The organism is Nonomuraea sp. NPDC049714 (assembly GCF_044465295.1).
In the GTDB taxonomy this organism is placed as follows: domain Bacteria; phylum Actinomycetota; class Actinomycetes; order Streptosporangiales; family Streptosporangiaceae; genus Nonomuraea.
Map to the genome: position 1 here is coordinate 18,660 of NZ_JBITLM010000016.1, position 17,328 is coordinate 35,987.

Here is a 17,328-nt window from a genome sequence, read left to right on the forward strand (position 1 = left end):
CGGGTGGCGGCTCAGCTCGATCGGCACGCCGGTGCGTCGGTGCCGTACAGCTCCCGATGCCACAGGTCGGCGCAGAGGCGTTCGATGCCGGCCCGCAGATGGCGGCGGTAGGTGGTGAAAGGGAGGCCGAGTTGTTCCGCGGCCAGCTCCTGGGTGGGCGTGCCGCGGAGGAACGTGACGGACAGCGCCCGGTGGAACTTGACCGAGCGCGGATCCGCACGCAGGTCGTCGATCGCCTGGCGGAGCAGGTCGCCCAGTGCTGTGGCCGGGTTCTGGCCGGCCCGTTCGGCGATCAGCCGGGTGCGCGTCAGCGGGGAGGCGGCCAGCGCGTCCAGTCGCGACAGCCGGCGCAACGCCTTGCGCACCGCCCCGGCGAACTCCGCCTGGGACAGCACCGCCAGTTCGGCCGTCGCGGCGCTCGGGCCGTTTCCAGAACCTGCGGCGAGCGGTTCGTTCACCCGCTCCAGCCACGCCTGCGCCGGCACCGCGCGCCAGTCGTGAGCGAACAGGGTGTACGCGTCATCCCGCAGCCGCGGCTGCTCGGCGATGTCACGCATCCCGTAATACCGTAGGGTCTCCAGCCACGCTTGGTCCGGACGCCGTATCGCGATATATGACCATGCCATCCGCTCGGCCCGTAAACAGTCGGCGATCAGACGCCACTGGATCATTTCCATCACCCGCGAATCTCCACGATACGGCGGCAGCACCCAGAGCCGGCTGACCGCCAGATGTTCACCGGCGCGCAACGGCGTGGTGGCACGCCCATGCGCCCACGCCGCGGCCACGATGGGATCGGCCGCCAGCTCCTCCTCATCGGGCTCCGCCAGCCGCAACCACGCCGAGAGGGCCACGGGCTCGCCGGTCCCGGTCCGTCGATACAGCCGGAACGCCTCCGGCTGACGTCCCGCCCAGAAGGCGGCGCAGCCCGCGGACGCCGCACCCTCCGCTGCCGCCGCCACCCGGAGCGACATGCCGGCGTCCTCCTCCCGCAACTTCTCTTCCTGGAACTCGTCCTCGTCCTGGCGGCCGTGGAAACCGGCCGGCGCCCCGTTGCCGCGATGCAGGTAGAGCAGCGCCGCCACCGCGTCGAGCACGTCCACGTCGCTCGCCGTGCGCACTCTCTCCGCCAGATGCGCATGTACGCGGTCGTGCATCACCGCGTACCCCTCGGGATCCCGCCATCGCAGGTCGGCGTCCAGCAGCTTCCGCACCACGTCATGCGGCAACAGCCCGCGACTGCTCGACTCCACGAACGGCAACCGCCGCAACCACCGGAACAACGTCCCGGCGTCCTCCGCAAGGACCGCCCGCAGCAGGTCCTCCGTCGTCATGTACGCATGCGCGCTGATCTCCAGAGCCTGCCGATGCGCCGCCGAAGGCGGCTCGCCCACCAGCTGATCCAGCAACGTGGCCACCATGTCCTTGTCCGGCGTCCACCGCCTGCCGGTCCCGCCGTCCTTCACCGCCTCGGCCGCCCCCAGCAGCAGCGCCAGCGGATGACCACCGGCGAAGGCCAGCAGCGGCTCGCGCACCTCCGCCGGCACCCCGGCGGAGGCCACCAGGGCCTGCGCGTCTCCGGCCCGCAGGTCGCCCAGCCGCAGCACGCCCAGTGCCCCGGCCCATCCCGGATCCGCCCGCCACCGCATGTCCGGCGGGTTCCGCCCCGCGATCACCACCAGCGCCCCCAGGGGCAACCGCGGCAGGAACCGCTCGCGCAGCCATCCCTCCGAGCCCTGAATCCGTTCGAAGTCGTCGACCAGCAGCACCGCGTCCGCCTCGCGAGGCACCAGCTCGGACCCCGCCGCTGACTGCCCCACCGCGTGCCCGTCCACCGTGTGCCCGTCCATCATGTGCCCGTTCACCATGGACACCGGCCGCCCCGCCGCCGCGGCCTCGTGCGCGAACCGCCGCAACAAGGCCGACTTCCCGATGCCGCCGGGACCGTGCACGTACAGAACACTGCAGCCGCCGCCGTACAACGCCGCGTGGAAGACCGCGAGCTCCTCCTCCCGCCCCACGAACGCCATCTCGCGTGCTGCTTGCACCCGCCATCCCAGCAATCCCGACTTATCTGTACTTTCCGATGACATATCTCTCTCCGAACGTTCGTCGATCGAGTGAGCCAGGCCTGGGCTACGGCTGGTCCCCGTGCTCGACGGCGTAGCCCACGCCGGGGTGGGGCCGTCGTCGTGGTGGCGTGCCGCCGCTCTCCGGGCGGTACTCGAAGTGCCACCACTCGTTGTCGTAGAGGCGGTAGAGGTCGTAGCGGGCGCCGTGCTCCTCGAGCCAGCGCGCGCCTTCGTGCGGGCGTACATCCAGGGCGATGCCCTTGACGTGGCCGGATTCGGCCGGCGGCAACACGAGCATGCGCGCCGCGGCGGGGGAGCCGGAGCGGCGCACCTCCTCGTCGAACATCCGTTGTTGGACAAGGGGAGCGCGGTATCCCGAGGTGAGGCCGATGAGCTGGCCGTGACGCCAGAGCGCCTCGGTGCGCGCCGCGGTGAACGCCGCCAGGGCGTCGTCGGTGAGCCCGGTGAGGTCCTCGGCGGGGAATCGCAGCCCCAACGCCCAGCGGCAGGCCAGTTCGCGGGCGCGGCCGGGACGGCGGGCGAACGCCACGGGCAGCAGGAGCACGGCGAGCACCAGCGTGACCGCGGCGTACAGCCGGTCTCGGAGCCGAGGTGGGATGGCGCGTGGTTCCTTCATGACGAACCACGATCGGCACCGAATATGCGTGCGTCGTCCGCCGCATGTCACCGTTTGTCGACGGCGGCGACCGTGGCACGACCGTCGGCGCGACCGTGACACAACGATGACACTGCGCGGACGAGGCGGAGACACGGCCGGTCGAGAGTGGACGGGTTGACCGGCGGGCAAGTCATGGAGCGTGCTGTGTGATACTCGGCGGCGTGTCGCGAGTGTTGTTGATCGAGGATGATCCGGCCGTGCGGGAGGGCCTTGAGCTGGCCCTGACCCGGCATGGGCACCGGGTGCGCGCGGTGGAGTCCGGCGAGCAGGGGCTGGACCGGCTGCGTGCGGACCTTCCCGACGTCGTCGTGCTCGATCTGATGTTGCCCGGCATGGACGGGTTCGAGGTCTGCCGTCGCATCCGGGCCGTGGGGGAGGTACCGATCATCATGCTGACCGCGCGCAGTGACGACATGGACGTGGTGGCCGGGCTGGAGGCGGGCGCCGACGACTACGTGGTCAAGCCGGTGCAGCCCAGGGTGCTGGAGGCGCGCATGCGCGCGGTGCTCCGGCGGATCGGCCGGGACCAGGCGGAGCTGGAGCGGCACGGGGACCTGACCATCGATCGGGCCGGGCTGGTGGTCGCCAACCGCGGCGTGCCGGTCAGCCTCGCCCCGACCGAGCTGCGCCTGCTGCTCGAACTCTCCGGCACGCCGGGCCGGGTGCACAGCCGTCAGCAGTTGCTGGAGTCGGTGTGGGAGCACGGGTATTTCGGTGACTCGCGTCTCGTCGACGCGTGCGTGCAGCGGTTGCGCGCGAAGATCGAGGACGACTCGGCGGCGCCCGTCTACGTGCAGACAGTGCGTGGGTTCGGGTACCGGTTCGGGCCGGTGTGAGCCGCCGGTGGCACCTCGGCCGAGCTTGGGGCTGCGTGCCCGGCTGCTGTTCGCGTTCACGCTGTTGTCCGTGGTCACCGCGACGGCGGTGGCCGGCGGGATCTATGTCCAGGCCCGCAACGACATCCTGCAGAGGACCCAGGATGCCGCGGTCCAGGCGGTGACCAGCCGGCTGGAGGCGTACTATCCGTTGCCGAGCGCGACGCCGGGCGTGCCCGAGCTCGACGAGATCGCCGCCGCCGCGACCGACGCGACCGACGGGGCCAGCGTCGCGGTCGCCGTCTACGGTGAGATCCACTCGACGCTCGCCGTGCCGCCCGACGCGCCGCCCGGCCCGCCGCTGCGGGGACGCTGGCAGCCGGGCGGGCGGGCGCCGGTCTCGGATCTCTCGATCATCTCACCGGGGATGCGGCAGGTGGTGGCCGGCGGCCGTACCGCCTGGCAACGGGTGGTGTGGCAGGGCGCGCCCGTCCTGATCATCGGCACGCCGTTGCTGATCGTCGAGCCGGACCGGACGACGCGAATATCCGGTATCGAGGTCTACACCGCGCGCAGCCTGCATCCCGAACAGCGCAGCATCGACGAGCTCGCCGCGTACGCCTGGTTCACCGGCGGGGTGGCCCTGGTGTTCGCGATCGTCCTGGCGTTGCTGGCCACCCGTGGTGTGCTGCGCCCGGTGCGCGAGCTCGGCCGGGCGGCCCGCCTGCTGGGCGAGGGCGAGTTGCGGACCAGGATCGCGGTCGTCGGCTCCGACGAGCTGGCCGACGTGGCACGCACGTTCAACAACACCGCCGCGGAGCTGGAACGGCACGTCGAACAGCTCCGCGCGATGGAGGCCGACGCCCGCCGGTTCGTCGCCGACGTGTCCCACGAGCTGCGCACCCCGCTGGCCGCGCTCGCCGCGGTCGCCGACGTCCTCGACGAGGAGGCTGCCGGGCTGCCGGAGCCCGCAGGCAGGGCCGCCAGGCTGGTCAGCCAGGAGACGCTCAACCTCACCGGGCTGGTGAACGACCTCATCGAGATCAGCAGGTTCGACTCCGGCGTCGCGGCCCTCGCGCTGAACGAGGTCGACGTGGCCGAGCTCGTGCGCGCGACCCTGCGTACCCGGGGCTGGTCGGAGGCGGTGCACACCGAGCTCCCACCCACGGTGACGGCACGGCTGGACCCGCGCCGAGTGGACGTCATCCTCGCGAACCTGGTCGGCAACGCCCTGCGGCACGGCGCGCCACCGGTGTCGGTACGGCTTTCCGCCGACCCGCACCGGATCGAGATCGAGGTCCGCGACCACGGACCGGGGCTGGACGATGCGGTGCTGCCGCACGTGTTCGACCGGTTCTACAAGGCCAGCGCGGCCAGGGCCAGGTCCGAGGGCAGCGGTCTCGGCCTCGCCATCGCGCTGGAGAACGCGCGCCTGCACCGAGGCGACCTCACGGTCACCAACGCCCCGGACGGCGGCGCCGTCTTCACGCTGCGCCTGCCACCCCGGGCACACGATCCGGACGGGCAGATCGACAGGGGAGGCCCCCAGTGAGGACCGGGCTCGCCCGCCGCGTGCTTGCCGCGGGTCTCGTATCGCTCGTCACCGTGGCCGGCTGCGGCGTGCGGCCCAGCGACGTCATCCCGGCCGGCGACCCGCCGAGCGGGGCCGTCGCACCGGCCACGACGATCACCCTCTACCTGGTGCGGAACGGCCGGCTCAGGGCGGTGACGCGGCCCCGGCCCATGGGCCGTCCACGCTTCGCAGCGGACACGCTGGCGCTGCTGGCGGCCGGACCCACCCCGAAGGAGGAGGCGGACGGACTCACCACCGACGTCCCGCCCGAAGCCGGACCGTTCTCGATGACCGCCGAGCCGGCCGGCCACCTGGTGGTGACCGTGTCCACTCCGCCCGGCGACCTGTCACCCCTGGCCGTCCAGCAGATCGTGTGCACGGCCGCCGCCACGGCGCCGGGACGCCAGGCCCAGGTCACCGTCGTCGGCGCTGGGCAGGACGTCGGCCCCCGGAACTGCCCGGCGGAACGGTAGCGACCTGTCCTCCGCCTCAGGCGGCTCGCCGTTGCCCAAGGCTGCCAGATCCGGGCGTCGGGCCGATATGGTGCTGCGGTGAATGGGGACGCTTCGACCGGTTCCACGCCGCGCCGCTCCGGTATGCGGGATGTGGCGAAAGAAGCCGGTGTCTCGCCGACGACGGTGAGCAACGTCCTCAACAATCCCGAGCTGGTCGCCGAGGGGACGCGCCGGCGGGTGCATGCGGCGATGGAGCGCGTGGGATACCTGCCCAACAGCGCCGCCAGACGGCTACGGGGATTGCCCAGCCCGCTGGTCGGCGCGGTGACGCTGGACATCGCCAGCCCGTTCTTCACCGAGGTGTGCCGGGGGGTGGAGGACCGGTTGCTCCAGGACGGTTGCATGCTCATGACCTGCAGCACCGACCTGCAGCCGGGGCGGGAGCGGCATTACCTGCAGGAGCTGGAGAAGCAGAGCGTGCGGGGCGTGCTCATCACACCGGTCGAGAGCGACCTGGAGCCGCTGGTCGCCCTGGCCGGGCGTGGTGTCCCGGTGGTGCTCCTGGATCACCGATCCGACGGCCGGCTGTGCTCGGTGTCGATCGACAACCAATGGGGCGGTGAGCAGGTCGCGGCGCATCTGATCGCGCTGGGGCATCAGCGGATCGCACTGCTCAGCGCCGCCATCGAGGTGCAGCAGACCGGCGAACGCCACGCCGGGGTGCGCAGGGCGTTCCTGAACGCGGGCCTGGACCCCGCCACGGGGGTACTGGACGTCCGGGTGCCCTCGCCCGACATTACGATGACCGCCGCGGCGGCCTTGGAAGAGATGCTGGGGGCGAGCGACCCGCCCACCGCGATCCTCTGCCTCAACGACACCGCCGCGCTCGGGGTGATCGGAGGCCTGCGCGAGCGGGGGATCGCGGTACCGGGAGATGTGTCCGTGGTCGGGTACGACGACGTGGCGTTCGCCGCGCAGCTCTCCCCGCCGCTGACCACCGTGTGGCAGCCGAAGCGCGAGCTGGGCCGGGTCGCGGCGGAGCTTCTGCTGGACGAGGCCCGGCCGGGTCACCGGCACCAGAAGCTGGTCTACCGGCCGCGGCTCGTCGTTCGCGAGTCGACGGCCCCGCCTTGCCGTTGAGGGATCAGATGGCGTACGACTCCGAAAGTTTCAGCGGTGACCGGCGCCTGACGAGCCGCTGACCTGAAAGGTAACAACCACGGCCTGGATGCGCCTTGGCGCATGATTGACACTCTGATCAGCGGCTTCTTACCGTATGGGCGCACGACACCCCTCGAGAACCGCTCTCGGATTGGACGTTCAATGAAACGTTTATCCCGTTCGACGCTGCTCTGCACGGCGTTGGGCAGCACCGTGTGCCTGGTGGTGGCCGGTGCCGTCGGCCTCCAGAAGCCCGCCGTCGCGGCGGTGGCCTGCGAGGTCGAGTACGCCGTCGCCACCGAGTGGTCCGGCGGATTCACCGGCCACGTGACCATCAGGAACGTAGGCGAAGCGATCAACGGCTGGCGCGTGGACTGGTCCTTCGCCGCCGGTCAGCGGATCACCCAGACGTGGAACGCCACCACCACGCAGACCGGCGCGGCGGTCAGGGCCGAGGACGCGGGTTACAACGCTGCGATCCCGCAGGGCGGCAGCACCGCGTTCGGCTTCAACGCCTCCTGGAACGGTGCCACCAACCCCGCCCCCGCCTCCTTCACGCTCAACGACGTCCCCTGCACCGGCGGCTCCGGCGAGCCGACCCCCACGGTGACCCCGACGGTCACTCCCACGCCCGACCCCACGGGGGCCAAGCAGGCCGAAGACCTCGACCGCGGCCTGATCAGCGTCCGCTCCGGCAGCGGCAACCTGGTCTCCTGGCGGCTCCTGGGCACCGAGCCCCGAGAGACGCCTTTCAACGTCTACCGGGGCGGCACGCGCATCGCGACCGTCACCACCTCCACCAATTACCTGGACGCCGGGGCGGCGTCGGATGCCGTCTACACGGTCAGCCCAGTCATCGGCGGCACCGAGGGCCCCGCCTCGGCGACCTCGCTGCGCTTCGGCGGCGGCTACCTCGACGTGCCGATCACGCCGCCGTCCTCCGGCCACCACGCCAACGACGCCGCCATCGGCGACCTGGACGGCGACGGCCGCCTGGACCTGGTGCTGAAATGGGAGGCCGACAACGCCAAGGACAACTCCCAGTCCGGCACCACCGACGTGGTCTACCTCGACGGCATCAAGCTGGACGGCACTCGCCTGTGGCGCGTCAACCTGGGCCGCAACATCCGCGCCGGCGCCCACTACACGCAATTCCAGGTCTACGACTACGACGGCGACGGCACGGCCGAGGTCGCCGTGAAAACCGCCGACGGCACCATCGACGGCCGCGGCACCGCGATCGGGAACGCGAGCGCCGACCACCGCAACTCCGGCGGCTACATCCTGACCGGCCCCGAGTACCTGACCATGTTCAACGGCCAGACCGGCGCCGCGATGTCCACGGTGAACTACGACCCGCCCCGCGGCAACGTATCCGCCTGGGGCGACAGCTACGGCAATCGCGTGGACCGCTTCCTGGCCGGCACCGCCTACCTGGACGGCCGGCGACCGAGCCTCATCATGGCCCGTGGCTACTACACCCGCGCCGTGATCGCCGCCTGGGACTTCCGCGACGGCCGGCTCGTCAAGCGCTGGACCTTCGACACCAACGCCTCCGGCAACGGCTCCTACGCCGGCCAGGGCAACCACTCGCTCAGCGTGGGCGACGTGGACGCCGACGGCCGCGACGAGATCCTTTACGGCGCCGCCGCCATCGACGACAACGGCGGCCGTCTGTGGAACGTCGGCTGGGGCCACGGCGACGCCGCCCACCTGAGCGACCTCAACCCCAGCAGGGCGGGCCAGGAGTACGTGAAGATCTCCGAGTCGGCCAACCGGCCCGGCCTGTACATGGTCGATGCCCGCACCGGCCAGGTGCTGTGGCAGACCGGCGCCGGTTCGGGCTCCGACGGCGAGGGCCCGGCCCGCGGTGTGTCCGCCGACATCCACGCCGGCAGCCCCGGCGCCGAGTCCTGGGCCGCCGGCGCCGGGCAGAACGGCCTGCGCGACACCTCCGGGACGGTCGTCGGCCGCCAGCCGTCCTCGGCCAACTTCCTGTCCTGGTGGGACGGCGACCCGGTGCGCGAACTGCTGGACCAGACCCGGATCGACAAGTACGGCACCAGCGGTGAGACCCGTCTGCTGACCGCCTCCGGCGTCCACAGCAACAACGGCACCAAGGCCACCCCGTCCCTGTCGGGCGACATCCTGGGCGACTGGCGGGAGGAGGTCATCTGGCCCACCACCGACAACCGCGCCCTGCGCATCTACGCCACCCCCCACGCGACCACCACCAAGATCCACACCCTGCTGCACGACCCGCAGTACCGCGTGGCCCTCGCGTGGCAGAACACCGCCTACAACCAGCCGCCGCACCCGAGCTTCTTCATCGGCAACGGTATGAGCACACCACCCAAGCCCAACGTCTACCTGCCCTGACGAGCGCACCGATACCTGCGCTGACGAGCGCACCGAGCCGTCCGCGTCGCACCGGCCAGGCGTCGTGGTCTTCCCGGCTGAACCGCTCGGGCATGACAGACGGATTCGGCATTCCCTTGGGGCGTGTCCTGGCCGAAGCGAACCGCCACGACTCTCCGTTGCTCGGCCCGACCCTGGACCGGCTGGACGATCTGGGCCCACTACCCGACGACATCACCGTGCACTTGGACGCCGGCTACGACTCGGCCACCACCCGCGCCCTGCTCGGCGAACGCGGTCTGCGCGGCCGCATCGCGCACAAGGGCGAAAAGCACCCATCCAGGCAGGCCAGCGCTGGCACGTCGAACGCACCCATGCCTGGCAGAACGCCTTTCCATCGGCTCGCCTGTTGCTACGAACGTCGAGCCACTGTCATAGACGTCTTCTTCGACCTCACCGCTACGATCATCACCGTCCGTAGCCTGATCCGCCGAGCATGGATCACCCACCGCTGGAACACGCGTCCCCGACGCCGACCATGACCCACCACCTGTCTGCGCACCTCCAAGCCTCCTCAAGTTCTGAGGCTGGGGGCCACGCCGTCGTATAACTGCGGCTCAGAGGCCGGATGTTCGCGGTTGGCATCCGCTATAGGGTGGCCGCCATGCCGCCCAAGAGCTTCTACGACCTGGCCTTCGGGGTGTGCCCAGGAGGGGCCCGTAAGGACGCCCACTACGTCAGGGGCAGCCTCGACGAGATCAAGGCCGATCTGGCATATGAGCTCTCCGAGAGCATCAACGTGTACCTGCTGTGCTGGTACGGAGCGGAGCTGGCGCTGCATGTGTACGAGCAGGGCGAACGGGTGCACTCGATCGACATCCATCCGTTCATCACGGTCTCGGTCGACGGCTATCCGGACATCACCTTCCTTGACTCAGGCAAGCCGACCGGATACAACGCCGACACGGACGACCGGGACAACGTGGAGATGACGCTCTCTGACGGAATGTTCTCCGGGGAACTCGACAATGCGATCAAGGTCACCGTTGATTGGGACGGCGTCGACGTCCCGTCGCTGGTCGGCGAGATCGCGGTGGAGAACGACTATGTGAAGCTCATTGAGAATCCCCTCGACGGCCTCCATGATGACGATGACTTCGACGAGGACGACTTCGACGAGGACGAGCTGATCGATCAGGGCTATATCCCTTACGGTTTCACCGACTTCGAGGCTTGAGCCACGTCCTCTGGGACTCCCGTACAGGATCGACTGCAGCTTGTGGAAGACGGTCCGGTCGCTGACCCGTCGGCGGTGGCAGCCCAGCGGGTGGGACGGGTCGAACTCCTAGCGATAGGGCAGCAGAGCAGCAGATTGATCCCACAGTGGCTCGGTCAGCCATGATGGCGCTGCAGGCACAGGTCCCCCGGATGATCACAGAGCGCCGCAACTCCGTGATCACCCCGCGCTGCCGCCGGATATCCAACCGCGCCTATCTGCGCAACCTCTTAGCGCCGCGACTGCGAACGTCGTTCTCACACAACCGGCGTCCGCAGCCGACTGCAGATGCAATGTCGGCGACGGGACCATCACCTAAACCGACAGCTCCAACACTCTCGGTGTGCATGCCTGCACACCGAGGGTGCCCGCCAGGTGAGAACGAATCTCTTCTGGACGGACAAAAACAATCACTACGGTGACTGCGGCGCCAGTTGTGGGCTCGTGGCGGGCCGCGAAATCCCTGAGGACACGAGGATCGCCAGCTACGGTGGCGACGGGCAGGCCGGTATGATCGCCGCTGTGGCCGTCCCTGATTCTCCGGACGCGCGGTCCGGTCGCACCGCCCCTGCCGGTGACGGCCCTGCGACGGCTGTCGACGGTGACGAGGTGGTGCTCCTCGCCCAGCGGCTGGTCCAGGTCGAGTCGTGCAATCCGCCCGGGAACGAGGCGCAGGTCGCGCGGGTGCTGGCGGAGGCGGCCGGCGGCGCGGGCCTGCGGGTGACGACGGATGAGGTGGCGGCCGGGCGGACCAACGTCACCGTCCGCCTGCCGGGATCCGGGGCCGACACACGCACCTTCCTGTACTGCGGACATCTGGACACGGTCGCGGTCGGGTCGGCGCCCTGGACACGGGACCCGTTCGGCGCGGAGGTGGCCGACGGGCTGCTGTGGGGGCGCGGCTCGGTGGACATGAAGGGCGGCCTCGCGGCGATGCTGTCCGGATTGATCGCGATACACCGGTCCGGCGTTCGGCCGCCCGGCGATGTCGTACTGTGCGCGCTGGTCGGTGAGGAGGTCGACTGCGCGGGGGCGCGTCACCTGCTGGCCGCCGGTGGCATGGCGGAGGCCACCTGGATGGTCGTGGGGGAGCCCACCGGGCTGCGGGTCGTCGTCGCGCACAAGGGCTGTGCCCGGCTGCGGGTGGCCGTCCACGGCACCGGCGCGCACGCCTCGCGTCCCGACCTCGGCGTCAACGCGATCATGAACATGGCGCGGGTGCTGCCCGAACTGGCCGCGGTCGACGTCTCCGGGCCGCCGCATCCGCTGCTCACCGGCTCCACGTCCGCGGCCACCGTGATCAGCGGCGGCACCGCGGTGAACGTGGTGCCCGACGCCTGCACCGTGGACTTCGACATCAGAACGGTTCCCGGGCAGGATCATCGCGAGATAGCCGCGCGCTTCGAGGCCGTACTGGCGGACGCTGCCCGCCGCGACCCGGCCTTCGAGGCCACGGTCGAGCTGACCTACGACCGGGCTCCCGTCGCCACGTCACCCGATGACGCGCTGGTCACCGCGGTTCAAGGCGCGGCGGAGGCGGTGCTGGGACACCGCCCGGAGATCGGCGGCGTCAGCTTCTTCACCGACGCCTCGGTGCTGCAGCCGCCGACCGGCGTCCCGACGGTCATATTCGGGCCGGGTGACGTCGGGCTGATGCATCAGACCGACGAACGGATCAGCGTCAGCGAGCTCGTCGACGCCGCGCGCGTGTTCGCCGCACTGCCCTTCATGCTCCGGTGACAACGCTCCGCTTGGCGCTCCACGGCTGTAGGGATGGTCCCCAAGGCCGAGGACCCAGCCGACGCCTGCACCCGCCCCGGCCGTCATCCGGGTCGTCAAGCGCACCTGCCGGTCAGCCGGTTGAAGATCGTCGAGCCGCGTAAGCCGAGTAGACTGACCGCGATCGCCTGCGACGGTGGAGGAGCCGCTGATGACCGCCGACCCGACGATGGCCCGGATCGGCCAGGGGGTGGAGTTGCATCACCACCAAGGTCAGCGTGACGCCGCGCGCGAGTTGTTCGCGCAGATCTGGGACGACATCGGCGGCGAGCAAGGCGACCCGCTGCATGTGTGCGTCCTTGCCCACTCGATGGCCGATGTGCAGGACGACGTGCACCAGGAGCTGATGTGGGATCTGCGAGCGCTTGCCGCCGTCGAACTGATCACTGATGAACGGGTGGCCCAAGCCGGTGTGCCGCTTTCGGTGGCCGGCCTGTATCCGTCGCTGCACCTGAACCTGAGTGAGTGCTATCGCAAGCTGGACGATCTCGGCCGCGCCCGTGAACACTTCCAGCAGGCGCGGGCCGGGATCGGCGCACTTGGCGACGACGAGTACGGGCGGCTCATCAAGGGTGGCCTGGAGCGGCTGGCCGAACAGCTCGGTGAGACCGTCTGACCGCGGGCCCGGGCAAGGAGGCTGTGGCTTCTAGCGGGTGGCGACCCGGTGGTCGTCCTTGATACGGGTGAGGAAGAAGTCCCGGACGTCCTCGGCGAGCAGTTCCGGCACTTCCATCGCGGCGAAGTGGCCGCCGCGCCCGAACTCCGACCAGTGTCTGATGTCGTAGAGCCGCTCGGCCAGCGGTCGCACCGACTGCGTGATGTCGTGCGCGAACACCGCCACGCCCACCGGTACCGGGCACGGGTCATTCCGCCGCGAAGCGTCGCGGTGCAGCCGCGCCGAGGAAGCCGCGGTGGCGGTCAGCCAGTACAGCGAGATGTCGGTGAGCATCCGCTCGTCACTGATCTGCGAGCGTGGGTCCGTCCACTGGGCGAAGCGCTCGGCGATCCAGGCCAGCTGGCCGACCGGCGAGTCGGTCAGCGCGTAGCCGATGGTCTGCGGGGTGGTGGCCTGCAGAGCCTGGTACGGCGGACGATTGGCCATCAGCTGCCGCACCTTGTCCAGCCGAGCTTCATCCGTTTCGGACAGTTCGATGTCGGCGTCCGGGACCGGCCGGGTCGGCAGGTAGTTGACGTGCACTCCGACGACCTGCTCGGGTGCCACCGCGCCGAGTGTCGTTGAGATGCCCGAGCCGAAGTCGCCACCCTGCGCGCCGTAACGCTCGTACCCGAGACGGCGCATCAGCTCGGCCCAGGCCCGCGCGATCCGGACGATGTCCCAGCCGCGCTCGTGGGTCGGCCCGGAGAAGCCGAAACCCGGGATGGACGGAATCACCAGATGGAAGTCGCGCGACAGCGGCTCGATCACGTCGAGGAACTCCAGGAACGAACCGGGCCAGCCGTGGGTGAGGATCAGCGCGAGCGCGTCCGGTTTCGACGACCGGACATGGACGAAGTGGATGTTCTGGCCGTCGATCTCGGTGGTGAAGTGCGGAAGCTCGTTGAGTTCGGCTTCGTGCTCGCGCCAGTCGTAGCCGGTGCGCCAGTGTTCGGCCAGTTCCTTGAGCCGCGCCAGCGGGAAGCCGTAGTCCCACCCGGCGTCGGCGACCTCGTTGGGCCAGCGGGTGCGGGCGAGCCGGTCGGCCAGGTCGTCGAGGTCGGCTTGGGGGATGTCGATGCGGAACGGCTTGATCATGGTCTCACTCCAGGCAGGATCATTGGTCTTGTAAACGTTTGGAAGTCGAACGTTTATGACGCTAACGATACATCATTAGTGCGCCAAACGACTCGTTAGACTTGTCGTATGGAGACCGAGGAGACGCCCGCCCGGTGGGAGGGGCTGCCGAGCTGGTTGCTCGGCCAGGCCGCCGGCCATGCGCACCGCCTGCTGGGGGACGGGTTCGCGGCCGTCGGTGCCCGCGGCTACCACTACCGCCTGCTGGCGACGCTGGAGGATTCCGGCCCGGCCAGCCAGGCCGCGCTGGGCCGCCGTAGTGGCATCCACCTCAGCGACATGGTCGCCACGATCAACGAACTCGCCGAGCGGGGATTGGTCGAGCGCGCCCCGGACCCCTCCGACCGGCGACGCAACATCGTCTCGCTGACCTCAGCGGGCAAGCGGCAACTGCGGCGGCTGGAGAAGCGGCTGGCGGAGTGCCAGGACGAACTGCTGGCTCCGCTGTCACCCGAGGAACGGCAGGTGCTGACCGAGATGCTGGCCAAGCTGCAGGATCACCACAACCGGCGAACCGGCACCTCCGAAGAGCCCTGGCGCTGACCGGCCCCCGAAGTCCCGGCCCCCGCCACCGACACGGTCAGCCTCTCGACTCGGAAGGCTCTGGCGGGAACCGCTGGGCTTGCCGGGAACGGACAACTTCCAGCACTGGCCGGCGTGGCGGCAGCTGGTCGTCGAGACCGCCCGCCGCGTCCTCGACTGCACCGGCGGCATCCTGGTGATGCCATGACCGTCCTGGTCGAGCAGTACTGGCGCGAGAGTGGCTGCACGACGACGCCGAGGTCGTCGACACCACGCACCTCTCGCCCGCCCAGGCCGTCCTGCGGATCGCGGAGGCCGTCAAGAGTTGAGGTCCGCCCGCCACGCGAGAACAGCCGCGATGCCCTCTCCGCCTGAGGCCGCGTGGACTGGCGCTGCTTGCCGGTGGACCGCTTCGCGGTGCTGATCAGCGTCGTGACCATCAGCTGCGGTCACCGCGCCGCTTCGCCGACGGCCTGCACCACTTACCCGGGCCGAACGGGCGGCCCATGCCCGCACCGGCGTCCGCACCCTGACCCGCCGTTCTCACGCCGAGACCGGCGTCACGCCCACTCCCGTCGACGACGTACCGCCCGAAATGGCCGCCCGAAATGGCCGCCCAGACGTCTGAGGCGAGCAACTGACAGGGTGTCGTGCGGTCGGCCTCGGGCGGTAGCTCGGCGTACGTGCGATGCTGAGGCCGCCTCGGCCGGCCCGGGCGCTGACTTCTGTCATACGGGATCTGTGACACTGCGCACTGACCTCCGCCGAGCGGAAGGCTCATGCTGGGCGGCATGACCATTCGTCGATTCAGCACGTTCGCCTCGCGGCTGGGAGCCGCGACCCTGACCGCCGCGCTGCTCGCGGCGGGACCCGTGGCCGCCGCCGAGGACAGCGGCCTCGACCGGCAGCGGCTGCGCCAGACGCTGGACGCCGTGCACGAGGCAGGCATGTACGGCATCTATGCGAACGTCGTGGACGGCCGGCGGAGCTGGAAGGGCGCCGCAGGCGTCGCCGACGTCGAGACCCGCCGCCCGATGCGTCCCGAGATGGTGCACCGGGCCGGGAGCATCACCAAGTCGTTCGTCGCCGTGGCCGTGTTACAGCAGGTCGGCAAGGGCACGATCGAGCTCGACGCCCCCATCGGCCGCTACCTGCCTGATCTGATCCCGGGTGAGCGCGGGCAGCAGATCACCGTACGCATGCTGCTCGACCACACCAGCCACATCGCCAACCACACCGAGGCGATCTTCCCGACGATCGAGAGCCTGGACGCCAACCGCTTCCGCGCCTTCCCGCCGGAGGAACTGGCGCGGGCGGGGATCGACGCCCCCGCGACCGGGCAGCCGGGGGTGACACCCGGGGCGTACTCGAACACGAACTTCGTCATCGCCGGCCTGCTGCTGGAGAAGGTGACGGGCACGAGCGCCGAGCGATACATCACCGACCACGTCTTCCGGAAGGCCGGGCTGCGGCACACGTCGTTCCCGCGTACGCCGTACCTCCCTGGGCCGAACTCCAAGGCGTACGAGGCGTTGTTCGGGCTCTTCGACCCGCCCAAGGACTACAGCGTCTACAACATGTCCTGGGCCTGGACGTCGGGTGCGGTCGCCTCGACGATGGAGGACCTCAACCGCTTCTTCCGGCTGCTGCTGCGCGGCGAACTGCTCGACGCGACTCTGCTCGCCGAGATGCAGAAGACCGTGCCCATCCGGTCGTTCTCGGGCGTCGTGCTCGACTACGGTCTCGGGATCTACCCCATCGAACTGCCGTGCGGCAGGTTCTGGGGGCACGACGGGAGCATCCCCGGCATGCAGACCTTCGCGTTCTCCAGCGCCGAAGGCGACCACCAGTTCGCCTTCGGCACCAACCTGAGGAACTACCAGGAGCTCGACGAGAACGGCAGTCCCGTCCCGCACGCCATCGACTTCGCGATCGGGAACCACCTGCTGGAGGCTGCGTGCGGGCCTGACGCGGGAGCGGCGACCAGGGCGGCGCGGCCGCTCCCGGCGATCGGCGTGGACGGGGGCACGGCCACACCGTGACCGGCTGTCGAGCGGCGGGCAGGACCACTCTGCGCGGGCTGCGAGCTACATCTGAGTCCGCGCGTACGTGTGCAGTGCGTCGCGGACGAACGTCGCCCCCGCGGCGTCGTCGTACATGCCGGTGAAGCGGGGATCGTCGACGTACATGTCCCCGAGGCCCTGCACCATCGCGATCGACAGCTCCCGATCGCCGTCCGCCGTGGGCGTGCCGGGGATCTGGGTCAGCCACCGGATGTGCCGGGCCGCCAGCGCCTGGGCACGCGCCGAGGCCGGAGAGATCCCGGCCCTCGCCGCGGCGACCCAAGCGGCGACGAGGTCCTCGGTGTCCTGCTTCCAGGCCAACTGCTGGTCAAGGGTCTTGCCGTGCCACCAGTCGTTGCTCACCTGGAACGCGCGCTCGCCCCAGCGTGAGATCACCTCGTCCTTGTAAAGGTCGTTGAACCCCGCCAGCATGACGTCCATCCGCGGTTCCGCCCCCGACTGCAGGGCCTCGAGGGTGTGCCGCACCGAGCGGATCTGCCGGTCGAGGCGGTCCCGTTCCTCCTCCAGCGCGGCGATGTGGACGCGCAGCCCGTTGTACGCGTCCACCTCGTCCGCCAGGACCTTGGCGATGGCCGGCAAGCCCATGCCGAGCCGGCGCATGAGCAGGATCCGCTGGAGCCGGGCGACCGCGGTGGCGTCGTAGTAGCGGTAGCCGTTCGCGCCGACCCGGGACGGGGCCAGGAGCCCGACGCGGTCGTAGTGCCGCAGGGTGCGGCTGGTGATGCCGGCCCTCGTCGCGAGCTCTTGGATCGTCCACTCCAT

At 70.2% G+C, this 17,328-nt stretch carries 14 protein-coding genes and 2 pseudogenes; 11 read left to right on the forward strand and 5 right to left on the reverse strand.

Features of this window, described 5'->3' with window-relative positions; all coding sequences use genetic code 11:
• Nucleotides 1–11 precede the first annotated feature (11 nt).
• Complete coding sequence (locus tag ACIBQX_RS43020) at nucleotides 12–2,048, reverse strand: AAA family ATPase (RefSeq protein ID WP_397015186.1); 2,037 nt, start codon at nucleotides 2,046–2,048, stop codon at nucleotides 12–14.
• Between the two features lie 88 nt (nucleotides 2,049–2,136).
• Nucleotides 2,137–2,709, reverse strand: coding sequence for a D,D-peptidase/D,D-carboxypeptidase VanY-N (gene vanY-N, locus ACIBQX_RS43025; protein ID WP_397015188.1), 573 nt, complete (start codon nucleotides 2,707–2,709; stop codon nucleotides 2,137–2,139).
• A gap of 203 nt (nucleotides 2,710–2,912) precedes the next feature.
• Here vanY-N and ACIBQX_RS43030 point away from each other — a divergent pair, with 203 nt between their 5' ends.
• The 7 genes and pseudogenes from ACIBQX_RS43030 to ACIBQX_RS43060 all read left to right on the forward strand — a co-directional run bounded on the left by ACIBQX_RS43030 (nucleotide 2,913) and on the right by ACIBQX_RS43060 (nucleotide 10,350).
• Entirely contained in the window at nucleotides 2,913–3,587 is a 675-nt protein-coding gene (locus tag ACIBQX_RS43030) for a response regulator (protein ID WP_397015190.1), read from the forward strand.
• 7 nt (nucleotides 3,588–3,594) lie between these two features.
• A complete protein-coding gene (locus tag ACIBQX_RS43035; RefSeq protein ID WP_397015192.1) occupies nucleotides 3,595–5,118 on the forward strand; it encodes an ATP-binding protein in 1,524 nt (507 codons plus the stop codon).
• Nucleotides 5,115–5,612: a hypothetical protein gene (locus ACIBQX_RS43040; protein ID WP_397015194.1), complete on the forward strand. Its 498-nt coding sequence runs from the start codon at nucleotides 5,115–5,117 to the stop codon at nucleotides 5,610–5,612. The genes ACIBQX_RS43035 and ACIBQX_RS43040 overlap by 4 nt, the downstream gene beginning before the upstream one ends.
• A 78-nt stretch (nucleotides 5,613–5,690) precedes the next feature.
• Nucleotides 5,691–6,734: a LacI family DNA-binding transcriptional regulator gene (locus ACIBQX_RS43045; protein WP_397015196.1), complete on the forward strand. Its 1,044-nt coding sequence runs from the start codon at nucleotides 5,691–5,693 to the stop codon at nucleotides 6,732–6,734.
• Between the two features lie 183 nt (nucleotides 6,735–6,917).
• Nucleotides 6,918–9,134, forward strand: coding sequence for a cellulose binding domain-containing protein (locus ACIBQX_RS43050; RefSeq protein ID WP_397015198.1), 2,217 nt, complete (start codon nucleotides 6,918–6,920; stop codon nucleotides 9,132–9,134).
• Nucleotides 9,135–9,211: 77 nt separating this feature from the next.
• A pseudogene (locus ACIBQX_RS43055) lies at nucleotides 9,212–9,655 on the forward strand (transposase); the annotation flags it as partial.
• Nucleotides 9,656–9,777: 122 nt separating this feature from the next.
• Nucleotides 9,778–10,350, forward strand: a complete 573-nt coding sequence (locus ACIBQX_RS43060; RefSeq protein ID WP_397015537.1) for a hypothetical protein — start codon at nucleotides 9,778–9,780, stop codon at nucleotides 10,348–10,350.
• A gap of 24 nt (nucleotides 10,351–10,374) precedes the next feature.
• On the opposite strand, the pseudogene ACIBQX_RS43065 reads toward ACIBQX_RS43060, so the two are convergent.
• Nucleotides 10,375–10,530, reverse strand: a pseudogene (locus ACIBQX_RS43065) (IS5/IS1182 family transposase); the annotation flags it as partial.
• Between the two features lie 381 nt (nucleotides 10,531–10,911).
• Between ACIBQX_RS43065 and ACIBQX_RS43070 the strand changes: the two are divergent.
• Together ACIBQX_RS43070 and ACIBQX_RS43075 are read left to right on the forward strand one after the other, a co-directional pair.
• A complete protein-coding gene (locus tag ACIBQX_RS43070) occupies nucleotides 10,912–12,129 on the forward strand; it encodes a M20 family metallopeptidase (protein ID WP_397015200.1) in 1,218 nt (405 codons plus the stop codon).
• A 190-nt stretch (nucleotides 12,130–12,319) separates the two neighbouring features.
• Complete coding sequence (locus tag ACIBQX_RS43075) at nucleotides 12,320–12,784, forward strand: hypothetical protein (RefSeq protein ID WP_397015202.1); 465 nt, start codon at nucleotides 12,320–12,322, stop codon at nucleotides 12,782–12,784.
• Nucleotides 12,785–12,814: 30 nt separating this feature from the next.
• Here ACIBQX_RS43075 and ACIBQX_RS43080 read toward each other — a convergent pair whose 3' ends face one another.
• The gene (locus ACIBQX_RS43080) at nucleotides 12,815–13,921 is read right to left on the reverse strand and encodes an epoxide hydrolase family protein (RefSeq protein WP_397015204.1); all 1,107 of its coding nucleotides are present in this window, start codon (nucleotides 13,919–13,921) and stop codon (nucleotides 12,815–12,817) included.
• 108 nt (nucleotides 13,922–14,029) lie between these two features.
• Here ACIBQX_RS43080 and ACIBQX_RS43085 point away from each other — a divergent pair, with 108 nt between their 5' ends.
• Together ACIBQX_RS43085 and ACIBQX_RS43090 are read left to right on the forward strand one after the other, a co-directional pair.
• Nucleotides 14,030–14,503, forward strand: a complete 474-nt coding sequence (locus tag ACIBQX_RS43085) for a MarR family winged helix-turn-helix transcriptional regulator (protein WP_397015206.1) — start codon at nucleotides 14,030–14,032, stop codon at nucleotides 14,501–14,503.
• A 770-nt stretch (nucleotides 14,504–15,273) separates the two neighbouring features.
• The gene (locus tag ACIBQX_RS43090; RefSeq protein ID WP_397015208.1) at nucleotides 15,274–16,524 is read left to right on the forward strand and encodes a serine hydrolase domain-containing protein; all 1,251 of its coding nucleotides are present in this window, start codon (nucleotides 15,274–15,276) and stop codon (nucleotides 16,522–16,524) included.
• A 45-nt stretch (nucleotides 16,525–16,569) separates the two neighbouring features.
• Here ACIBQX_RS43090 and ACIBQX_RS43095 read toward each other — a convergent pair whose 3' ends face one another.
• The gene (locus ACIBQX_RS43095) at nucleotides 16,570–17,328 is read right to left on the reverse strand and encodes a MerR family transcriptional regulator (protein ID WP_397015210.1); all 759 of its coding nucleotides are present in this window, start codon (nucleotides 17,326–17,328) and stop codon (nucleotides 16,570–16,572) included.

Excerpts from the sequence above, each read along its gene's own strand:
- ACIBQX_RS43050 (WP_397015198.1), top strand. The coding sequence starts at position 6,918 with ATGAAACGTTTATCCCGTTCGACGCTGCTCTGCACGGCGTTGGGCAGC.
- vanY-N (WP_397015188.1), bottom strand. The coding sequence starts at position 2,709 with ATGAAGGAACCACGCGCCATCCCACCTCGGCTCCGAGACCGGCTGTAC.
- ACIBQX_RS43080 (WP_397015204.1), bottom strand. The coding sequence starts at position 13,921 with ATGATCAAGCCGTTCCGCATCGACATCCCCCAAGCCGACCTCGACGAC.
- ACIBQX_RS43085 (WP_397015206.1), top strand. The coding sequence starts at position 14,030 with ATGGAGACCGAGGAGACGCCCGCCCGGTGGGAGGGGCTGCCGAGCTGG.
- ACIBQX_RS43060 (WP_397015537.1), top strand. The coding sequence starts at position 9,778 with ATGCCGCCCAAGAGCTTCTACGACCTGGCCTTCGGGGTGTGCCCAGGA.
- ACIBQX_RS43090 (WP_397015208.1), top strand. The coding sequence starts at position 15,274 with ATGACCATTCGTCGATTCAGCACGTTCGCCTCGCGGCTGGGAGCCGCG.
- ACIBQX_RS43075 (WP_397015202.1), top strand. The coding sequence starts at position 12,320 with ATGACCGCCGACCCGACGATGGCCCGGATCGGCCAGGGGGTGGAGTTG.
- ACIBQX_RS43095 (WP_397015210.1), bottom strand. The coding sequence starts at position 17,328 with ATGGAGTGGACGATCCAAGAGCTCGCGACGAGGGCCGGCATCACCAGC.